At 43.5% G+C, this 16,962-nt stretch carries 18 protein-coding genes; 3 read left to right on the top strand and 15 right to left on the bottom strand.

The window, feature by feature from the left end; all coding sequences use genetic code 11:
- Window positions 1-257 precede the first annotated feature (257 nt).
- Entirely contained in the window at window positions 258-749 is a 492-nt protein-coding gene (locus JWH17_RS21835) for a hypothetical protein (protein WP_205224823.1), read from the top strand.
- A 1,086-nt stretch (window positions 750-1,835) separates the two neighbouring features.
- Here JWH17_RS21835 and JWH17_RS24750 read toward each other — a convergent pair.
- The gene (locus tag JWH17_RS24750) at window positions 1,836-2,144 is read right to left on the bottom strand and encodes an SOS response-associated peptidase family protein (protein WP_205224822.1); all 309 of its coding nucleotides are present in this window, start codon (window positions 2,142-2,144) and stop codon (window positions 1,836-1,838) included.
- Between JWH17_RS24750 and JWH17_RS21825 the strand changes: the two genes are divergently transcribed.
- A complete protein-coding gene (locus JWH17_RS21825) occupies window positions 2,122-2,706 on the top strand; it encodes a hypothetical protein (RefSeq protein WP_205224821.1) in 585 nt (194 codons plus the stop codon). The genes JWH17_RS24750 and JWH17_RS21825 overlap by 23 nt on opposite strands.
- Before the next feature lie 72 nt (window positions 2,707-2,778).
- Here the strand turns inward: JWH17_RS21825 and JWH17_RS21820 are convergent, their stop codons facing one another.
- The 11 genes from JWH17_RS21820 to JWH17_RS21770 form a co-directional block, all read right to left on the bottom strand.
- The gene (locus tag JWH17_RS21820) at window positions 2,779-3,258 is read right to left on the bottom strand and encodes a hypothetical protein (protein WP_205224820.1); all 480 of its coding nucleotides are present in this window, start codon (window positions 3,256-3,258) and stop codon (window positions 2,779-2,781) included.
- Window positions 3,259-3,481: 223 nt separating this feature from the next.
- Window positions 3,482-4,282: a hypothetical protein gene (locus tag JWH17_RS21815; protein ID WP_205224819.1), complete on the bottom strand. Its 801-nt coding sequence runs from the start codon at window positions 4,280-4,282 to the stop codon at window positions 3,482-3,484.
- Window positions 4,283-4,633: 351 nt separating this feature from the next.
- Window positions 4,634-5,320 (bottom strand): hypothetical protein, encoded by a 687-nt coding sequence (locus JWH17_RS21810; RefSeq protein ID WP_205224818.1) that lies wholly within the window; start codon window positions 5,318-5,320, stop codon window positions 4,634-4,636.
- A 9-nt stretch (window positions 5,321-5,329) separates the two neighbouring features.
- Window positions 5,330-6,916, bottom strand: a complete 1,587-nt coding sequence (locus JWH17_RS21805) for a PB1 domain-containing protein (RefSeq protein WP_205224817.1) — start codon at window positions 6,914-6,916, stop codon at window positions 5,330-5,332.
- Between the two features lie 4 nt (window positions 6,917-6,920).
- The gene (locus JWH17_RS21800; RefSeq protein ID WP_205224816.1) at window positions 6,921-7,388 is read right to left on the bottom strand and encodes a hypothetical protein; all 468 of its coding nucleotides are present in this window, start codon (window positions 7,386-7,388) and stop codon (window positions 6,921-6,923) included.
- Between the two features lie 44 nt (window positions 7,389-7,432).
- Window positions 7,433-7,699: a hypothetical protein gene (locus JWH17_RS21795; RefSeq protein WP_205224815.1), complete on the bottom strand. Its 267-nt coding sequence runs from the start codon at window positions 7,697-7,699 to the stop codon at window positions 7,433-7,435.
- Window positions 7,700-7,752: 53 nt separating this feature from the next.
- Entirely contained in the window at window positions 7,753-7,965 is a 213-nt protein-coding gene (locus JWH17_RS21790; RefSeq protein WP_205224814.1) for a hypothetical protein, read from the bottom strand.
- A 2-nt stretch (window positions 7,966-7,967) separates the two neighbouring features.
- The gene (locus JWH17_RS21785; protein ID WP_205224813.1) at window positions 7,968-8,366 is read right to left on the bottom strand and encodes a hypothetical protein; all 399 of its coding nucleotides are present in this window, start codon (window positions 8,364-8,366) and stop codon (window positions 7,968-7,970) included.
- Window positions 8,367-8,536: 170 nt separating this feature from the next.
- Entirely contained in the window at window positions 8,537-10,741 is a 2,205-nt protein-coding gene (locus JWH17_RS21780) for a toprim domain-containing protein (RefSeq protein ID WP_205224812.1), read from the bottom strand.
- Window positions 10,742-11,039: 298 nt separating this feature from the next.
- The gene (locus JWH17_RS21775) at window positions 11,040-11,525 is read right to left on the bottom strand and encodes a helix-turn-helix transcriptional regulator (RefSeq protein ID WP_205224811.1); all 486 of its coding nucleotides are present in this window, start codon (window positions 11,523-11,525) and stop codon (window positions 11,040-11,042) included.
- A 247-nt stretch (window positions 11,526-11,772) separates the two neighbouring features.
- Complete coding sequence (locus tag JWH17_RS21770) at window positions 11,773-13,005, bottom strand: tyrosine-type recombinase/integrase (RefSeq protein ID WP_205224810.1); 1,233 nt, start codon at window positions 13,003-13,005, stop codon at window positions 11,773-11,775.
- Between the two features lie 464 nt (window positions 13,006-13,469).
- Here JWH17_RS21770 and JWH17_RS21765 point away from each other — a divergent pair, with 464 nt between their 5' ends.
- A complete protein-coding gene (locus JWH17_RS21765) occupies window positions 13,470-13,673 on the top strand; it encodes a hypothetical protein (protein ID WP_205224809.1) in 204 nt (67 codons plus the stop codon).
- Window positions 13,674-13,747: 74 nt separating this feature from the next.
- Here JWH17_RS21765 and mgtE read toward each other — a convergent pair whose 3' ends face one another.
- The 3 genes from mgtE to JWH17_RS21750 are packed head-to-tail and all read right to left on the bottom strand — an operon-like array spanning window position 13,748 to window position 16,799.
- Window positions 13,748-15,076, bottom strand: coding sequence for a magnesium transporter (gene mgtE, locus JWH17_RS21760; protein WP_205224808.1), 1,329 nt, complete (start codon window positions 15,074-15,076; stop codon window positions 13,748-13,750).
- Between the two features lie 60 nt (window positions 15,077-15,136).
- Complete coding sequence (locus tag JWH17_RS21755; protein ID WP_332468465.1) at window positions 15,137-16,624, bottom strand: diadenylate cyclase; 1,488 nt, start codon at window positions 16,622-16,624, stop codon at window positions 15,137-15,139.
- The gene (locus JWH17_RS21750; RefSeq protein ID WP_332468466.1) at window positions 16,593-16,799 is read right to left on the bottom strand and encodes a DUF2179 domain-containing protein; all 207 of its coding nucleotides are present in this window, start codon (window positions 16,797-16,799) and stop codon (window positions 16,593-16,595) included. Before JWH17_RS21750 ends, JWH17_RS21755 begins: the two co-directional genes overlap by 32 nt.
- Window positions 16,800-16,962: the final 163 nt, after the last annotated feature.

Below are 16,962 nucleotides of genomic sequence, written 5' to 3'. Positions count from 1 at the left end.
CCGAAAACGATGGCCGGAATCGAATGGAATCCCTGGCCGGAATCAATTGGAATGGGTGGCCGGAATGAAATGGAATCACCGGCCGGAATCCCCTGGAATCAGTGGCCGGATTGCTCTGGAATACTCAGATAGCCATCGGAAGGTGTAGAGAGTATCAAGAACGTGGACGTAAGATAAGGGGCGGTGTGATGAAAAGAGTACTGGTTGGTGAGAAGGTTATGGAATATTAATCAAGGGTGTCCAGAGAGGATGAGGTGGTGAAAAGATTATTTTTAGCATGGTCAATCTTATTTTTAGCTCCATACGTACATGCAGGTTGGTTTGGCCCGAAGAATTACGAAGAATGCATCTTAAAGAACATGAAAGGGGCATCCTCCAACGCTGCCGCTTACAATATACGTGCAGCGTGCTACAAGAAGTTTCCTGTAAAAACTGATGTGCCGCTGGATTTTAGCTCCGTATCAATGACTATAACCAACTTGAATAACGGGGAGTTTACCATTTCAATTTTCAACAAAAGTTATGACTACTGCCTCACTAGTATAGAAGTATATCCAGTTACAAAAAGCCTAGATTCAAAATACGCCTTTCAACCAGTTGGACAACTTGGCGGGCAAATGTATGTCAATGTTCCACCAAGAGAGACATATGCACTTAGAATAGCATTGCATGATTTGGATCGTAACGGGGTACTGTGGAAGGATGTAACATTGATGACTGGGGGGCTCCTTGGCAGAGAAGCAAGATGACAAGATTAAAACCCCTCATCACCTTTTACGCTACCTTGCGATAAAGCTCCTGATCAGGGGAGTTGTGAGAGGGGTACAGGTTTGACAGGAATGGGAGGGGGGTCAGGCTGTCTGTGTGGAGCTTGGTGTCGCACCACTTTGTAGTTCCGTAATTTTGCCTATTTGCGTATGGGTATTTATATCAATTGCGCGTGTGTGGTGGTGGTGGTAATGGTATGTGCAGTATTATTCTTCGGTTTCATGAATATTGACTAACTATATACCACTTGGATTAGTACAATTGAACGTTCTTGATTCAACAGTATGTGATTATTGCGGGTCTGATTGCCTCCACCCAGGCTGGGGGCAGTTATTCCTCTTTGAAGCAGGTGACAGGATCGTTAAACGAATGTGCTTAGAATGCTATAACGCCAAAGAATACGGCGGGACCAGAAAGGGGGATTTCCGTTGTATTTGTTGCGATGAAAAGTACACAAATGTAAACGAGGTTGACATACTAAAAGCAAAATCCTGCCTCTCGGACGATCTATTGTCGAACCCATATAGAAAGTATTCAGTGTTACAATATATAACCACTGATGATGACACTAACAGGCCGTATTGCCCTTCTTGCTCATGCCTGGAAGGTGTTTATAAGCGTTTTTACGAAGGACACCGGTTTATTCAACCAAAGCCTTTTAATTTTCACTGGTATAGCGCTGAAGATTTCGCGGAAAGACTCAATAGTGCAAGTGAAATTAATAAAAACATTGAAAATGGGGAGTTATTAAACACTATCAACACTGTGGTCCACAATACCCATGTCAACCTTAACCAGTGTAAAAAAGAAGTTGATGGTTTTTTGGCGTTCATAGGGAGGCGGGATAAAATTGGTAACTATCAGTTTGAAGGTATTAAATACCAATATTATGAGTCGCTACAACATAACTACAGACACATTCAATTGCGCTCTCATTTTTATATGCTATTTTTAGATTATTTAGCAAATGGGTTCGAAATTAATAGAAATTCCAGGCCATTATAAATTGCATTCCTTAACTCCATGCTCGCAGAATAAAAAAAGTGGCATTCAGTGATGAATGTTCTTCAACGCCCCGTTGCTTCAGTGGTAACGATAGAGCAAGATAACAGGGCTTCCTGACCTTTTCCCCATCTATCCCATAATTCTGGGGTATAGACAAGCGGTTCATTATGCCATGAGCGTATGAAATAAGGCTGTTTGGTGCTGCCCGTATTCTTCCACTCATAATACCCGGTTGAAGACATCAAGTATCGTTGACTATATTTCCAGATGGGACGGCAAGCCGGCTTGGTGGCAAGCTCGATAGCATTTGTAGGTGGTATATTATAGGTATAATTAAGGGAACTAAAAATGCCTAACAGTGAACTGGACAAAATAGCCAATCATATAAAATCGATATCAGAAAAAGAAAGTGAAGCCTTTCTTTCTTTTATAACTAGGGAAACCGAAGAAGAGCGAAAGGAGAGGAGGAGAATCCATGAAGCCGCAAGTAAATATTTATATCTACCTATAGATAGATGGCCTGACTTCAAGATTGTATGGGATTTTTCCCCAACACGGTATCATTATGCATTTGATGGCCTAACTCCTGAGAAGTTTGAAATCAATTACCCAAACGGTCTTAAACTCGGTGTAGTCAACTTTGATGAATTTGACTCTAAGCTTGCAAAATTTAGCAGGAGAGAATATGACGAAATATGGACAGTTGGCTCTGTGTACAAAGTCGCTAGGGCTATTTTGCATTGGGTAGAGAGAAACCGAATGACTCCCCCGTTGATTATTCCACAAGATGATGAAATAAATATCGCAGCTGGTCATCATCGTGTTGCTGTATGCAAAGGGAAACAGGTAGAAACTCTACCTGTATTGAGTGAAAGAAAAAATGTAGAGAGATTAGAACGAATTTTACCGTCGTTAATTTGGGCAGAATGTTAATTTTGAGGAACACAGAAGGCGTGAAACATCCCCCCTTCTTTCATTTCATCTCAGTTGATACGACTTCCTTTATCACTCTTTGAGAAGTTCTTCCCTTATCATATATAGGTTACTATCAGACGGCATTTGATTCCTGGTCAACCACATTATCCAGTCATTCATAACCTCAATGCCATCATCGCATAAGACATAGTCAGTTATTTCGTATGCTTTATAGTGCTTCCCTAGTGGTTGCAGCTGATCAAATTTGAGTATTGATTCTCTTGGCGGGTCATTAAGAGGTAATTTTTCCCACATATATTGAGGATATTCGCATTTCTGTATTCTGTCCACTAGGGCACCATACCAGCCCGCTCGAGAATCATTTTCCTCTGACCCATAATATGGCGCAACCAACATAGTGGGGTTAGTTTGCCATTTAGGTTTAGTTCCTGGGCGAAGTCCCTTGGGTAATTGTGGTCCACCAGTACTGACCACAATTACAGGTCTTTTTTTCGCCCGATAAACAAAACTTCTTTCACCTGGAAAATTGTGAATGCCTGCAGTTGGCAATTTTGGATTACTTGGGGGATTGGTTACACTGAAATCCGATATTGTATAGTTTATCTTGCAGTGTTGTGTTGCATTTGATCTGCCTGCGGGGGTTAAAATCTGAGGGATTATGTCTGTGTGGGGGACAAACGCTTTAAGCAGCCGGCCGGGACAGATGTCCTTGCTTTTATTAATAGTCCACCAAGGGACAGAGTCGGAATGGAAAAAAGATTGTAACGTCCCATCACTGTACATTAGGTTCACTCCGACCTGGTGACTTCCATACTGTATCAGAAACTGTTATCTCTCCCTCTGAGTTTTCAATCCGGTCACCCGCCATCTTGTCTAACCATTCCTGGCCTTTAAAAAACACCTCATCATAGCGTGGCGCAGTTGGAGTCACTAAGGCGGTTGTTTTTTTCTCTCCCCTTTTCTTTTGGATTTTTTCTTTTAGATCAAGGAGGGATTTTTTCCGAAGTTTTTTGGCTCTAACTGTAACTTTCTCGGGTTTATATTGCCCCAAGATCTCTTTGTCAGCTTTTTCCTCTTCATGTCTTTTGTATGCTTCCATGAAGGAGAGCTCCTCTTCAGGTGCCGCAATCCTCATGGGCGGGGTTGAGTAAACATAATCTAGCAGATCGTAAGTGTCTGTCTGGAATTTCTTGAAATAGTTGTTGATAGAGATATAGACGGGGAATGGCAGGTTGCTGTAAATTTTTTCCTGTAGAAACTCATCATTTACAGACCACCGGTCAAAATCATCATAAGGCGTGTCAGTTATAGTCCTTTTACTGGCTCCTATCGCAAGCCCAGCGGGTTCTATTCGCTGGAAAACCTCTAAACTCCAAGGACCATAGTGATGGAACCTCCAGTTAACACCAGTATATGTTTCGCCATTATTTTGTCTTGCGTAAGCTAAATCGGCAAGGTACACATATTTTATTATATGGATCGGACCAACTTCCCTGCTGTTGTAATCTCCCCACCCCTGGGCAGCAACAGCCAGGATGTATTGAATTATTTTGTCAACTTTTGCTTGGTCCATTCTATAAATAACAGGCATTAAAGAAACGTTTTTCTATGATACTTATAGCATTACATAAAAAAAAGGAAAGACAATCCGTAAAAAGAAAAGCCATACTCATTAACACAGGCTCCAAGATACTTCAATTGTATACTCAATGAGGTCCCCAGCCGGGCTGTCAATTCAACTCGGTGGTTTGAATTGACAAAAGACTGCTGCCTAATTTTCCCCTAACCGTATATTTCGCTTCACCGGATGAGCGGTCTTTTCCGCATCCCTGAACGGTAGGTTGAGACCAGCTGCATCCTACCAGCCGGTACAAGGCTTTTGCAGGCTAAAAAATCGTATTGGGGCTGTATCAGTTGCTGTTGCTTACATTACCCTCCAGTTACGTGGTGGAGGAAGCCTGGTGATCAATTGTTTTCTTTCAGCGGGACGACGGTGATAACTGGCCAGAACGTGACGCACTCCGTTGATTGCATGGAATTTTTCTTCAGGTTTGTCCTCGAGATCGGAAACTACAAGATCAGATAACTGGGCGTGGATAATCGTGTTATCCGGGAAGCTGATTTCACCTTTATTGATGGTCCCCTTGATCCTGGCAGCACCAAGTATGAACTCATCAGCGTCATGTGCAGGGGCAACATAAACCTCTGTCTCTTTTGACTTTGCGTAGGAATTAAGATCCTGCAGATAACCAAATTCGTATCTGTTATCTGGTAAATCTGCGTAGAATCGCCTACATCCTGTAACGACAGCAGAGGATGTCAATTTGCTGTAAAACTGGTCCATGGACAACTGCTCAATTTCATATTCCGTGAGGAGTAGCTGCTTGCCTTTCTCGTTGTGCTCCTTCCTCCTGGATGTGTTAGGCGGCTCAATATATTCCTGTCCGATCAAACAGAAATAGGCCGGTGCTTTTGGTGTCGGCCATGAGATTCCACCGCGAATATCAAGGAAAGGAGTCCTTGATGTCTCCCCGGTCAAAGGATCAGTAAGTGTAAGTTCAATAACTCCGTCATTACGTTTTTTTGTGTCGGTTACATGTTCAATGTTCATTGATAGGCCTCAAAGGTTCGGGAACAAGAGTTCTGGTTGGTAAAAGGTTAAGCAGAGAGCATCTGCACGGTCTGGTGATCGTTTCAATAACTCTCGCATTGTTTGTTTTTGCATAACTTCGACCTTCCCATTTCTTACTTCGTATGTAGGAGCGGCAAGTTCTTCTAAAAGGTCATTGTCTGGTGGTAGCATCGACCCTGTATCGAGGCGTAGCCATTCACGACACGCCCACCATAGCTGTGAGCGTAAATTGCGAAAATCGCCTAATTCTGTTCGTTCTGTTGGCGTGGCAGCTACCTTTACAGCATTGGCCCGACATCCATTAGATTTCATCACAGGAGAGACACCAGAGCCAACACCTGTTGCATCGACATTACAGAATCTGACATTACGCGACTTGAACTCATCGGTTGCACGATTGGCAGTAATCAAAGTGTCTACACCACCCCAGGCGACAAGACGTTCAACAAAGCCGCCATACCTAAAGCAGGACACATTTGCATCGGTTCCGAATTCTCCAACATCTTGCCCCATGATTGCACAGCTACCCTGTGGGGGTGCCTCTCCATGCTGCGCAACATAGCTATCCCAACGAGAGCGAGCATTGTTCAGCCACTCTCGGCTTATAAGGGCTGTGGATGCTTGAGCGGGGTATTTACCGAGTACCATATAAGAAAATGCAGGTTCGGTTATCTTGTACCAGCCTGCAGAAAGAGGAGAGTATTGTCTTCCTGCTTGATCAATAGCGGTTTTACCAACAAGGAAGGATGGAAGTTTGAAGCAATTTGAATCAGATTTTTCTTTCTCCACCAATGGCCGGCACCATTGATTGATACGGCGCACTGTAACTTCCCGTGTAACAGCACCAGGTATCTTGTCTTCACCGGTTAATACGTTCGGGTGATTGAAGGCTGACAGAGAAACAACATTGGCGCGACCATCACGAACCATCCGGTATGCTTCACCTTGCTCAGCCCGTGGATTGAACATCACTAGCAAGCGAGCATGGCCACCAGACATGCAAGACTCGATGCCTTTATAGACCTCATCCGGTATTGCATCGCCCTCATCAAGAATGAACAAAAGGTTAGGACTATGCTTTCCACTGAACTTCGCTTCTCTGGTAGCTGCTGTTCCTGATGAAGGGATAGAAACACCGGTCAGAAAGTTATTTGCCCCCTTAGCCACATGGAGAGATTTGGCTTCATCTCCATCAAATATCTCCTGGTGATTCTCGACAATGGAGCCTATCTCTCCCCACAGGAGTTTTTTCAGGTTGTTCTCTGGTGGAGCCGCTGCAGTGAACACCTGGCAGCTTTCAAAAACCTTGTACCACCATATTGCAACGCGACCGGCTGCATGTGTTTTGCCTGTTGCATTTGCAGACTGCGCCACCGTGATTTGGTTATCCCTGACAGATTCCATCATCTCTTTGACATCATCGGTCAGGGTTTCACCAAGCACCTCTTCAGCAAAGCCGACAGGGTTATCCTGATATTGCATAAAGTCTTGACCGCCTTCATTGAACTCATTGTTGAGCTTAGCGAATAGTTCATCAAAGAGTTGGTCCCTGGTCCTGTCAATTATCGCTCGCATGGGCTCACCGAAAAGTTACAGCATGGCGGATAGCGGAACGGCTGTTCAGCTCTGTGATAATCTTCTTACGCACTTCAGGTTCAACTTTGCCGATAACATCAAGCACGGTGTCTTGGAATTCTGCAGCAGCCTGCATGCTGTATAGCGTCTGGAAGAGTTCGAGCTGAAGTTTCAGTTGGTTGCGGATCTCGGCCATTACCTTGATAGCTTCATGGGTATCATTTTCGGCCTGGTCAAGAAGCTCGTTGGCCTTGCGGTTTATCTTTTCAAGCTGGGCAAACGCGTCAATCTGATGGTCTGCAATCTTGTCTATTTTATCTGCTACCACTGCATGAGTAGTCTTTCCCCTGACCTCCTGAATTTTTTTACAGATGGCAGCAGGGGTAACGCCAAACTTCTTCGCGATATTAACCTGGCTCTCACCCCGGTTAACCATCTTCAACATCCTGGTAACATTGATTTTTCCTGACATAATTAACCTGCTGGGTGTTAAATTAACTTAATGATTAAATGCCGCTAGTTTATGTAAGCGGTCTCCTGGCTGTCGCTCGAAGAGAAGGCATCATCAATCATGGCTATGGCGGTCACAATCCGAGTCTCCTCGTCATGGCAATCAGCGATATGCTGAACTAGGGTTTCTGCAAGTCCGCTGATGACAGCAACAAGTTGTTTCCTTGGTGCGGAATTGAGGTGACCAATGACACGCTTGGTCATTTCTTTGTGGTCAACCAGCGTTGATGTAACGACTTTGTGCGTGGTGGTTGCCTGTTGTTGGGTTTTCATGGTTATCTCTCTCCATTACATTTCTGGTTCAAGCATCGATTCGATGTTGTAAATTATCTTCTGTTGCAGGGTGGGATGTCTGCATCAGGATATTCCCGGCTAATGGCTGCTACTGCCAGGGCATGGATCATTCCAATCAAGTGTTCTTTATCCGTCATGAGTAGGCGACCATTTACACGGTCAATCTCACCTTTAAGAATTAGCATGTCCTCTTCTTGGTTTGGGCGTAGTACAATTGGGTTAAGCTTCAGGATTTTTGCTGACATTGTTATTTCTCCGTTCGCTTGTATATTCTTGTGGGAAAGTCGTGCTGGTCCCGGTAGTTCATGTGCTGGAATGCCTCGGGAATCCCTTCAAGCCTTGATATGTTAGGGTCCATCAGCCGTGAAGAGATATTAAAGTATGGATATCTCCCCTCAATATCAGGGTGCAGATGTGCTGCTACCTCGACATCGCTTTGAGAGACATACCGGCCACCCCATCGTTCAATGAGATGCTTGATTGCCCACCCTGACCTTTTGTTTGGTTGCATTGTTTTCGTCTGAGCATCAAGCCATTGATAAGCAATACGGATGCAGTCAGGATGTTGATGGTAGGCTGTGTCGTTGTCGATGTAGTTAGTTGCTCTTTTTGCCTGTTCGATTTCTGCGTCAGTGAAGTTATGCATATTATTTCCTACAATGTTTATCCTTGAAAGGGTGATGGTGGTTTGAGCTTCTCAGTCAGTTTCTCAGCTACAGGGGGGGGGTGTTATTGAGAAACTGAGAAACTGGATTAGTACACGATAGGTCGTAACTAACTGTTAACACTCACTTTCTCAGTTTCTCAGTATCTTAGTTATATTAGAGTCTCGGCTCCCCCCCCCGAACTTTTCTGAGAAACTGGATTTTGGTGTTCATGCCCGAGAAGCTCATTTTTCATGGGCATATATTCAGTTGTTTCACCGAAGACAGGTTGCGGCTTTGGTGGTTCGGGTGGTAGTTCGAATAACCGTTTACCCCTTGCCCCCCCAGAGAAAACAAACTTTGCCCCTAATGGCATTTCCACTTTGGTTGTAACCTTGTCCTTGAGTACAGCCCGCTTGACAATCAGTTTGCGAACTCGCTCTTTTCCGGCCGTTCCCTCAATCATATCGTGAGCATATTCAACAAGTTCAGTTTGAATTACAGGTTCCCCCCGATCCTTGAGGTACTGTTCGGCAACGGTCAATATCTCGTCATCTGTAGCCTTTGGTGCACTCGCTTCGGATAAGTCGATTACTTCCAAGGCATTGTCGTAAAAAGTGATCTTTCTTTCAGGGGAAATGTTGAATGAAAATGGCTTGAAGATTCCGCGCACTTTCGCCCCCTTGTCGGGGTCGCATATAGTGGTTACGTCAATACCACCTGATGAGTTTTTTACTGATTCAAGATAAATGAGCTCATCACTATCCGCCTTGACATCCCCAGTGCCTTCAAAGATAAGGTTGCCGTCTTTGTCCCGGTATTTATTTGCATGGCCCAACAAAACTACTGTTGCCCCCAATGCAGTGAGCTTTCGAGCCAATTTGTAAAATTCTTTAATGTCCTTTTTGCCCATCATGTCGCAGAACTTCTTTAGCGTGTCCATTATGAAAACGTAACCGCTCAAGTCTGAACCGGATTCAGCGACATGGACAAGGGTTGCCAAGAGCGTTTCAGCACTTTGCCCGACAACAGTATCAGGGTTGAGGAATGTAAAGCCTTGTGCTTCTGCTGCTTCCCTCATGGCCTCATGTTCGCTCGCTGGTGAATCATTATCGCAGTACCATACCGTTAGCCCTTCTTTCGCAAGAATTGGCGCTACATGCCTAAAAAAGAAGGCTGTTTTGCCTCCGCCACTCATGGCAATGATTGTTGCGACATGGTTTGAAATAATAAGGTTGTCGATCAGGAATTTTTCTTTGCCTAATTTATCTGTGTATTCTTTGGTCACTTGGAATCCTCTCAATAATGAAGCTGCATCAACTGGCCCTGTTTTGGACTGGCTTGTTGTGAGTGAATCTGTTGAGCTTTTGATTGGTCGCCATTCGAGATCCTCAAATTTAATCGCCTTGTTAAAACGGGCTCTGATACTTTCCCCTGAGGGGTCAGCCTGGAGTAGGTCGTTGAAATCTAGATACTTAGGAGCACCAGAAAAACAGGTGTTATCAGGAGTAATAAAGAAGACCTGCTTACCATCACCACTTTTCGCAAACCTTTCAGCCAAGACATAAGCTGCATGCTGCCCTATCATAGACTTACTTTCGATTTCACTTGTAGTGTCAGAGTCAACCAGGATGTAAAGTGCTTCTGTTTCGTCAGGTATTACTATATTCTGCATCCCTAGGGCGGAAAGTGCCGCCACGCCGTTTTTACCTGTCGCTTGCATGGCTGAAAGTGTGGTTTCGATACCTTCACCAACAAGGATAGAGGACTTATTCTCTTTACGGTGAAACCACACGCCCCCGCCGCCACATTTCCCCCACATCTGCTCTTTAAGACCTTTCCTATTAGGCGTTTTCAGATGAGTATCTGGGTCGATAAAAAGCCGCTGAACACCATATACAGCTGTGTCCCCCGGTTTTGTCGCTGCCGCTACTATCATGTGTTCACCTTTATATACATTCCATTTCAAAGGAACGGGCAAAGGGTCAATGGTGATAGCTCGGTTGGCGAAGTATTTTTTTATGTTTTCCTTGTCCCATGGATCACGTGTTGCTATTTTCCAGAGAAGACATGGCTTTTCCGGTGTCGGCGGATCTTTTGGTTTTGGTGGGGGGAGTGGTGTGGTGTACTTGCTGCCATTGCCATCCGGTTTCCATTCAGGGAGTAGGCCCCTGTTTACCAATTCGTCTTTGATATCCTTCCAGTTGCAGCCGGTCTTGCAATCCACGTTGACGCTACCTTTTCCGTCATCCCATATTGACATGGAAGGGTGCTTGTCACCGTGGCAGGGGCAGCAAGTTACATAGCCTCCGTTGCCGGTCCCTTCTACCTTCCCGTTAGGATAGAGGGCTTGTGCTATTTGGTGAGCGAGTGACATAAATTACCTCTCCCCCTTATTGAACCAATCCAGAATGGTGAATTGTTTACTTGCCAGCAAGACGTAGTCTCCAACCCGGTGAACAGTTTCTTTCGGGGTGATATCCTCTACCCATATTGTTTGGATGGGGTGTTGTAAGATAATGAATAATGCGTGAACGTTGGGAGGATGTGGAGTCATTTGATGGTTGACACTGAATGTCATGCTTGTTAAATTTCATGAAAATATCCTCGTTGATGGAGAGTATTGTGAATGCGAAAAGCCGACAGCTCGAACTGTCGGCTTTTCTGTTTTATGGTCATCGTTTCACTCTGTTGGCTTCCAAGTAAGCGCGAAGATCGTCCATAAGGTATCCAATACGACTACCGGCACGGATATACTCGGGGCCTGTAGCTCTATGACGCCAAGCTGACATCGTTTGAGTCTTAACCCCCAAGAATTGGGCCGCCTTTTTTTCGTCAATGAGCCCTTCATAAGTGTTTGTGGATTGGTTATGCTGCTGGGCTTCATTTACTGCTTGAGTGATTACGTCTAAAAGATCATCACGGTTGAGCACTACCATTTCACTCTTCATGGACAGTTCAAGAAGCTCTAGCCATGACTTAGATGTTTCGATTGGTAGCGGGTAGTCTGAGAAAGAAGGTTGACTATCTACAGTCTGAGTGATTTCCATTTTTTCTTTTGGTCCATTGGTAAGGGGTAGCATTTGTGTTTCTCCAAAAAAAAAGCAAAAAAAAAGCCCGACAATAAAGGGTCGCAAAGATCCTCTATTATCGGGCTCCATCTAACAATCCATGCGAACATGGGGTTTATGGGCAATCGATAATGTAAATAAGTATTAAACTGATTAGTTCATTTTGTTATATCGGGCTCCAACTAACAATCCATGCTGAACATGAAGTTTTTTGGGCAATCGATAATGTAAAAACAATCAGTTTTTTAATGTTGTGCACAGTATATAGTGTACTTCTAGTCCTGTCAATACTATTTTTTTTGTTTGGGTTACTTGTAACGATACCTATAGATTAATACTACTCGCTATCATTTGATAACTTAACCACATTTCCAGGCAACCTTCTTGTTGCAAGCATAGCTTCTGCAGCTTTTTCCATGCCTGCACGAACAGGATCTAAATCTAGTCGAGCGTAAACAGCCGTAGTGGCTTGGTTTTGGTGTCCCAATGCTTTTGAAATACTAGGTAGATTTGATCCGCTGATAGCCATGTAACTACCCATTGTTCTTCGCAAATCATGCAGTCTGGTATCCTTTAGTTCCGCCCGTCTTAACAGTGCCTCCCATGCTTTTCTTGGTTCACGGTAATGGCCCGTCTTGCTGGTTTTGGATGGTAATACGAAGATACTTCGTGTTTGTGCCTTCCTTTCAATAAGTAATACAAGGGCTTGGTCAACAAGAGGTATCATCATTGCCTGTCCACTTTTTGATTCTTTAGCTGGTATGGTCCAGGTCCGGCTCTCCAGATCGATGTCTTTCCATCGCATTGCAAGGATATTGCTCCTACGAGCTCCGGTGAACAAAGAGAGAATAATGTAATCCTTAAAGTTCTGAGGCGTTACTGGATCTTCAAGTGCGGTGAAGAACCTTTGAAGTTCATCAGGGTGTAAGAACCTTTCGCGACTGGTTTCCTTGAACTTTTTTACTCCAATACAAGGGTTGGCTACATCGGGAGCACCTTGGTTAAATACTGTTGAAAGTAATGTTAATGCTCTGTTTGCGGTAGTGGGCGAGATAGTTTTCCCTTTTGGGCCTTTCTGCTTTTGTAGTTTCGTGAGTCCCGAATGCCATTCCCTAATTTTGGTTGATGTAAACCAAGAAAGCTTTTTGCCGCCAAGAGGTTTTTGGATATACAGATCATACCTGCGTTGATCTTCATCCCAAGTCTTTTTATGTGGTTTGGCGTGAAGGGTGAGCCATGAGGAGAAGAGATTATTTAAGGTTGATTCCTTTTTTATTTTCCTGGAGTTTTCTACTATATCAACACCAGAGTTAAGCTCTACTAAATACTCTGCAGCTCTTTTTCTCGCCTCATCTAGGGTTTTACTAGGGTATTTGCCAATGGTAAGTATTTTGCTCTGCCTTCTTGTTGAATCCCAATGGCGGAATTGAAAGGTCTTCGTTCCTGCGGGAGTGATTTGGAGAGCTAACCCAGGTTGTTTTGCATCGAAGAGAAATATACGTTTAGTGCTTCCATCATGCTTCAACTTTAATAGTTGAGCATCGGTGAAATTTACCTTAGTAGTTGACACAATTTACTCCACACGGTTACATGCTGGTTACATGAAAACCATGTAACCAAGTCAATCTTTATATAATTGTATATACATAATGTACTGCTGTTCGTGTTGTAAGTCAAAGAAAAATCAATATAAAAGAAGGTTGATCAAGTTCTGTCAAAGTAAGGCTTTACGGACTGAAAATCCGTGTGTCCCTGGTTCAAATCCTGGTCCCGCACCAGTTATATCAAAGGGTTAAGTCATTTTTGGCTTAACCCCTTTTTTATTTTGTTCTCGTTTTGTGCAGTGCAACTCCTCTACAACTTATTCTTTTTCGTGTTTTGCTAACTCAAGGATGCTTGCTTTCTGGTAATGAGTAATCAATATAAATAGTCCTGGCCCCTTTTTTTGGCACCCGAGTTGTGGATACATCTTTGACGAGGAAGAAGAAATTAAGCAGGATAAGTATGGAGTGAAGGAGTGGTTTGGAGAGACAAATGGACATACCGTTCGGGCCACCGCCAGAAGAGTACAACTATCGTTGTTCCCTTTGTCAGTTTGAGATTGGCGTTAATGAGGCCATTATCGATGCTGAAATAGGTTCAGCCAAGTTTAATGGGTATTATTATGATGGCTTTATGCCTGTCTGTAACTGCCGTTTGACTTTTGAGTCAAAATCGTCAGCATATTATTCCCCATGATCATCGGCCAGTGAGAGTTCCGGAAACAGTATATCTATCCCTTGGCCTCCTTTTGTCACTGCTCATGCTTCAAATCATTGTATAAGGTAATCCTGAAAAATAACAGCCAAGCCTAGGAATGCCAAGAAGCCCATTACATCAGTCACTGTAGTGAGAATAATGCTTGAACTCTGTGCAGGGTCAATGCCCATTTTTTTCATGATAAGTGGAGTAGAGCTTCCTGCTAAACCGGCGATGATAAGATTTATGACCATTCCTAATCCGATCACCAGCCCAAACCAACCGTTTCCATACAGGGCATAGGCTATGAGTGCAGTGATTAGCCCAATCACCAATCCATTGAGTAAACCTATTTTTGTTTCCTTTAAAATTAATGTCGTCACTTTATTTTGCGGGATTTCTCTCATCACAAGGCCACGCATTACAACAGCAAGAGACTGCGCACCGGCATTTCCTCCCTGGCCTGCAATAACAGGGAGGAATACAGCTAAAATGGTGAGTCTGGCGATAATATCTTCAAATAGTGCGACAACGCCTGCAGCTAAAAACGCGGTAACAAGGTTGACATTTAACCACAACAGTCTTTTTTTAAGCGCAAAACCAATGGGAGAAAAGACTCTCTCATCCTTGCCAACACCAAACATCGTCTGCATGTCTTTGGTTACATCTTCTTTTACGCCGCGAAGCATGTTTTCTGCTTTTATAGTACCCAGTAAGTGATTTTCGCTATCGACAATGGGTACAGCGAAATATTTTCGCTTAGACATTTCTCTGGCTGCTTCTTCTCTGTCCGTGAAGCAATGAATAGTAAACACATCGGTTTTAATAATATTTTTTAATAGGCTGTCCGGCTCGGCCAGCATAAGGTCTCGCATGTTTAAAACACCTGCGAGGACGTCCTCCTCATTGACGACGTATACATAAGAGGAGGCGGTACTGTTTCCCGCAAATAATTTTCTGATTTGTCTTATGGCTTTTTCAGCTTTAATATCTTCTTTTAACATTATGATATTAGATGACATATACCTGCCGACACTTCCCTCCGGATATGTCAATATGTCTCTGATTTCGTCAGCCAATTTACCGGTTATATACGGTTTAAGTTGCTCGCGAGCCAATGGAGACAGATGCATGACGATTGATGCGGCTTGACGAGGTTCTACGGAGTAAAGAATTGTCTGGATTAATTCCGGCTCGTTCTGTTCGAGGAGTGAGGCTGAATAACTTACTTGTAATCGCTTGAGTATTTTTGCTTTGGTTGCGGCAGGTAATGCCTTTAATACTTGAGAAGAAGTTTGTTTTGGTAATTCCTCAATGATTTTAACTGACTCTGCTATGTCGTTTTCGACTAATTTGGCAGTAAATAGTACTATCTCACTTGATTGGTATTCGTTATCAGTCATTATTGTCACATGGTGTAGTCGTAAAATAGATTGAAAGAAATATGTAAAATATGTAGCCCGTTACTCTTCAATCTCAAACGTAATCACAATATCCGGCCATTTTTTATCAACCGGCTGCATTGATGGAGGAGCGATAATCTTACAATAAAGTGAAGTTGAAGAGTCGATAGAATTAAGATATATGGGAGTCGTCGAAACATTCACTGTTTTATTGCCGTTTTGATCAGGAGGGGCAAGTATTTGAACGGTTTCCGGTTCTACTTTGACAATTTTTAATTGTTTTCCTTCTGGTAGTTTGCCGATGAGTTGAGGAACCACAGGGACCGTCTTCTGCACTATACCGACTAAAGTGACTTCCAGGCTGGCAGGTACTGCGTCAAGTAAAGTGATGTTTCGCGGTAACCGTAAATTATTCTTCGTTATTAAGACTGATTGTGCGCCTTCATTTATTTCGCTTAAGTTGACGTTGACGCTCGTTTTTGCAACCGATAAGTTGTCTAAATCTGATTTTGTACCTGTTAAATGTATTTTGACCTCATCAATTTTTTCTCCAGCTAAAACAAAACCTGGTTTAGGTGAGGCATATTCGACAGGTACTGTTATGACTCTTTCTACTATTTGTTGATTAACGACGACCAGAGACGACCAGAAGATAGAGGCAATTGCAACACAGACCGCTATTTGGGCAACTACCGCTCGATTTAAAAATCCTCCCTTCTGTTTTTCGGCAAAGCCATACCTTCGATAGTGTGTATTAATGGCAGCGACGATTTCCTTGATGGACTCAAGCCCTCTCATTCTACCGTTTGAGCAAAGTGAGACCTTGCCTCGTTCTTCAGAAACCACAAGTGCGAGTGCATCTGACTGCTCAGCTAACCCCATTGCAGCATGATGCCTGGTGCCATAATCATTGCCAAGCCTCCCAGACTCAGAGATTGGAAGACGGACGCCGAATCGAACGAGCTTGTTGTTTTCAAAAATTAACGCGCCATCATGGCCGGGAGAATGGTGATCAAAAATAGAGAGGACAAGTGGCATGCTTACGTCTGCATTTAAAGCATAACCACCTGAAATTTTATCGTTGATGGACTCTTGACCGGGTATTACAACAAGTGCACCGCAATGATCTTGTGCCATCTTCCACAGGCTCGTTGCAAGCGTTTCTATGTCGCTATTGACCCGAATCTTTTTTTTATGTCCGTATATCAAAACAATCTTTTCAAAGATCTTTCTTAATTCCGGTTGAAAGATAACGATGAGCGCAAGGAGCGCTACATGGCTGATGTTTCGAAATATCCATTCAACTCCTTCAAGGTTCAACACGCTGGCTATAACAAAAAACAAGAAAGCAGAACAAATACCGAGAAAAATTTTCCACGTTCCAAGCTTGGTGAGTGTTCGATACAAAAAAAATAAGCCGGCAGAGATGAGCCCAATATCAAGCACAGCCTGCCAAGACATAAGCTGATCAAGAAACGCATTAAGAATAGTCATGTTAATGTTATAAATGTTTTTGCTATTTTCGATTGTGTCGCTGTCGCCACCCACCTAACGGGGTGAGGACAGGCTTAAGGACTTTGTTAACATCGCGTGCTTGTTCAACCACATAAAAAGCATCGGCATCGAGCTCGTAAACTTTCGGAATCATCCACTTTAAGTCCCTTCGTCGACAGGCAATATATAGTTCTTGAACAGGTCCTTTCATACCTTCTCCGTGAAAAATCGTAACGGGCTGACATACTGCGCGAAATTCCTGAGCTAGTGTCTGTCCGCGAGAAGCTATTTATTTGATTTAGTAAGAGAAAATCGCCTTTTAAGGGGTGCTCTTTTTACGATTTCTGGTAAAGTTTTTTTAGTAAGTCGCTAAAATTACTTGATTAACTATT

The organism is Desulfogranum marinum, assembly GCF_016918565.1.
Taxonomy (GTDB): Bacteria; Desulfobacterota; Desulfobulbia; order Desulfobulbales; family Desulfobulbaceae; genus Desulfogranum; species Desulfogranum marinum.
This window is presented reverse-complemented; position numbering and strand designations above follow the sequence as displayed.

What these genes read in the sequence shown, in the direction of transcription:
- JWH17_RS21815 (WP_205224819.1), bottom strand. Translation starts at nt 4,282, where the DNA reads ATGGACCAAGCAAAAGTTGACAAAATAATTCAATACATCCTGGCTGTT.
- JWH17_RS21790 (WP_205224814.1), bottom strand. Translation starts at nt 7,965, where the DNA reads ATGTCAGCAAAAATCCTGAAGCTTAACCCAATTGTACTACGCCCAAAC.
- JWH17_RS21780 (WP_205224812.1), bottom strand. Translation starts at nt 10,741, where the DNA reads ATGTCACTCGCTCACCAAATAGCACAAGCCCTCTATCCTAACGGGAAG.
- mgtE (WP_205224808.1), bottom strand. Translation starts at nt 15,076, where the DNA reads ATGACTGATAACGAATACCAATCAAGTGAGATAGTACTATTTACTGCC.
- JWH17_RS21805 (WP_205224817.1), bottom strand. Translation starts at nt 6,916, where the DNA reads ATGCGAGCGATAATTGACAGGACCAGGGACCAACTCTTTGATGAACTA.
- JWH17_RS21775 (WP_205224811.1), bottom strand. Translation starts at nt 11,525, where the DNA reads ATGGAGCCCGATAATAGAGGATCTTTGCGACCCTTTATTGTCGGGCTT.
- JWH17_RS21765 (WP_205224809.1), top strand. Translation starts at nt 13,470, where the DNA reads ATGGACATACCGTTCGGGCCACCGCCAGAAGAGTACAACTATCGTTGT.
- JWH17_RS21800 (WP_205224816.1), bottom strand. Translation starts at nt 7,388, where the DNA reads ATGTCAGGAAAAATCAATGTTACCAGGATGTTGAAGATGGTTAACCGG.
- JWH17_RS21810 (WP_205224818.1), bottom strand. Translation starts at nt 5,320, where the DNA reads ATGAACATTGAACATGTAACCGACACAAAAAAACGTAATGACGGAGTT.
- JWH17_RS21785 (WP_205224813.1), bottom strand. Translation starts at nt 8,366, where the DNA reads ATGCATAACTTCACTGACGCAGAAATCGAACAGGCAAAAAGAGCAACT.
- JWH17_RS21795 (WP_205224815.1), bottom strand. Translation starts at nt 7,699, where the DNA reads ATGAAAACCCAACAACAGGCAACCACCACGCACAAAGTCGTTACATCA.
- JWH17_RS21825 (WP_205224821.1), top strand. Translation starts at nt 2,122, where the DNA reads ATGCCTAACAGTGAACTGGACAAAATAGCCAATCATATAAAATCGATA.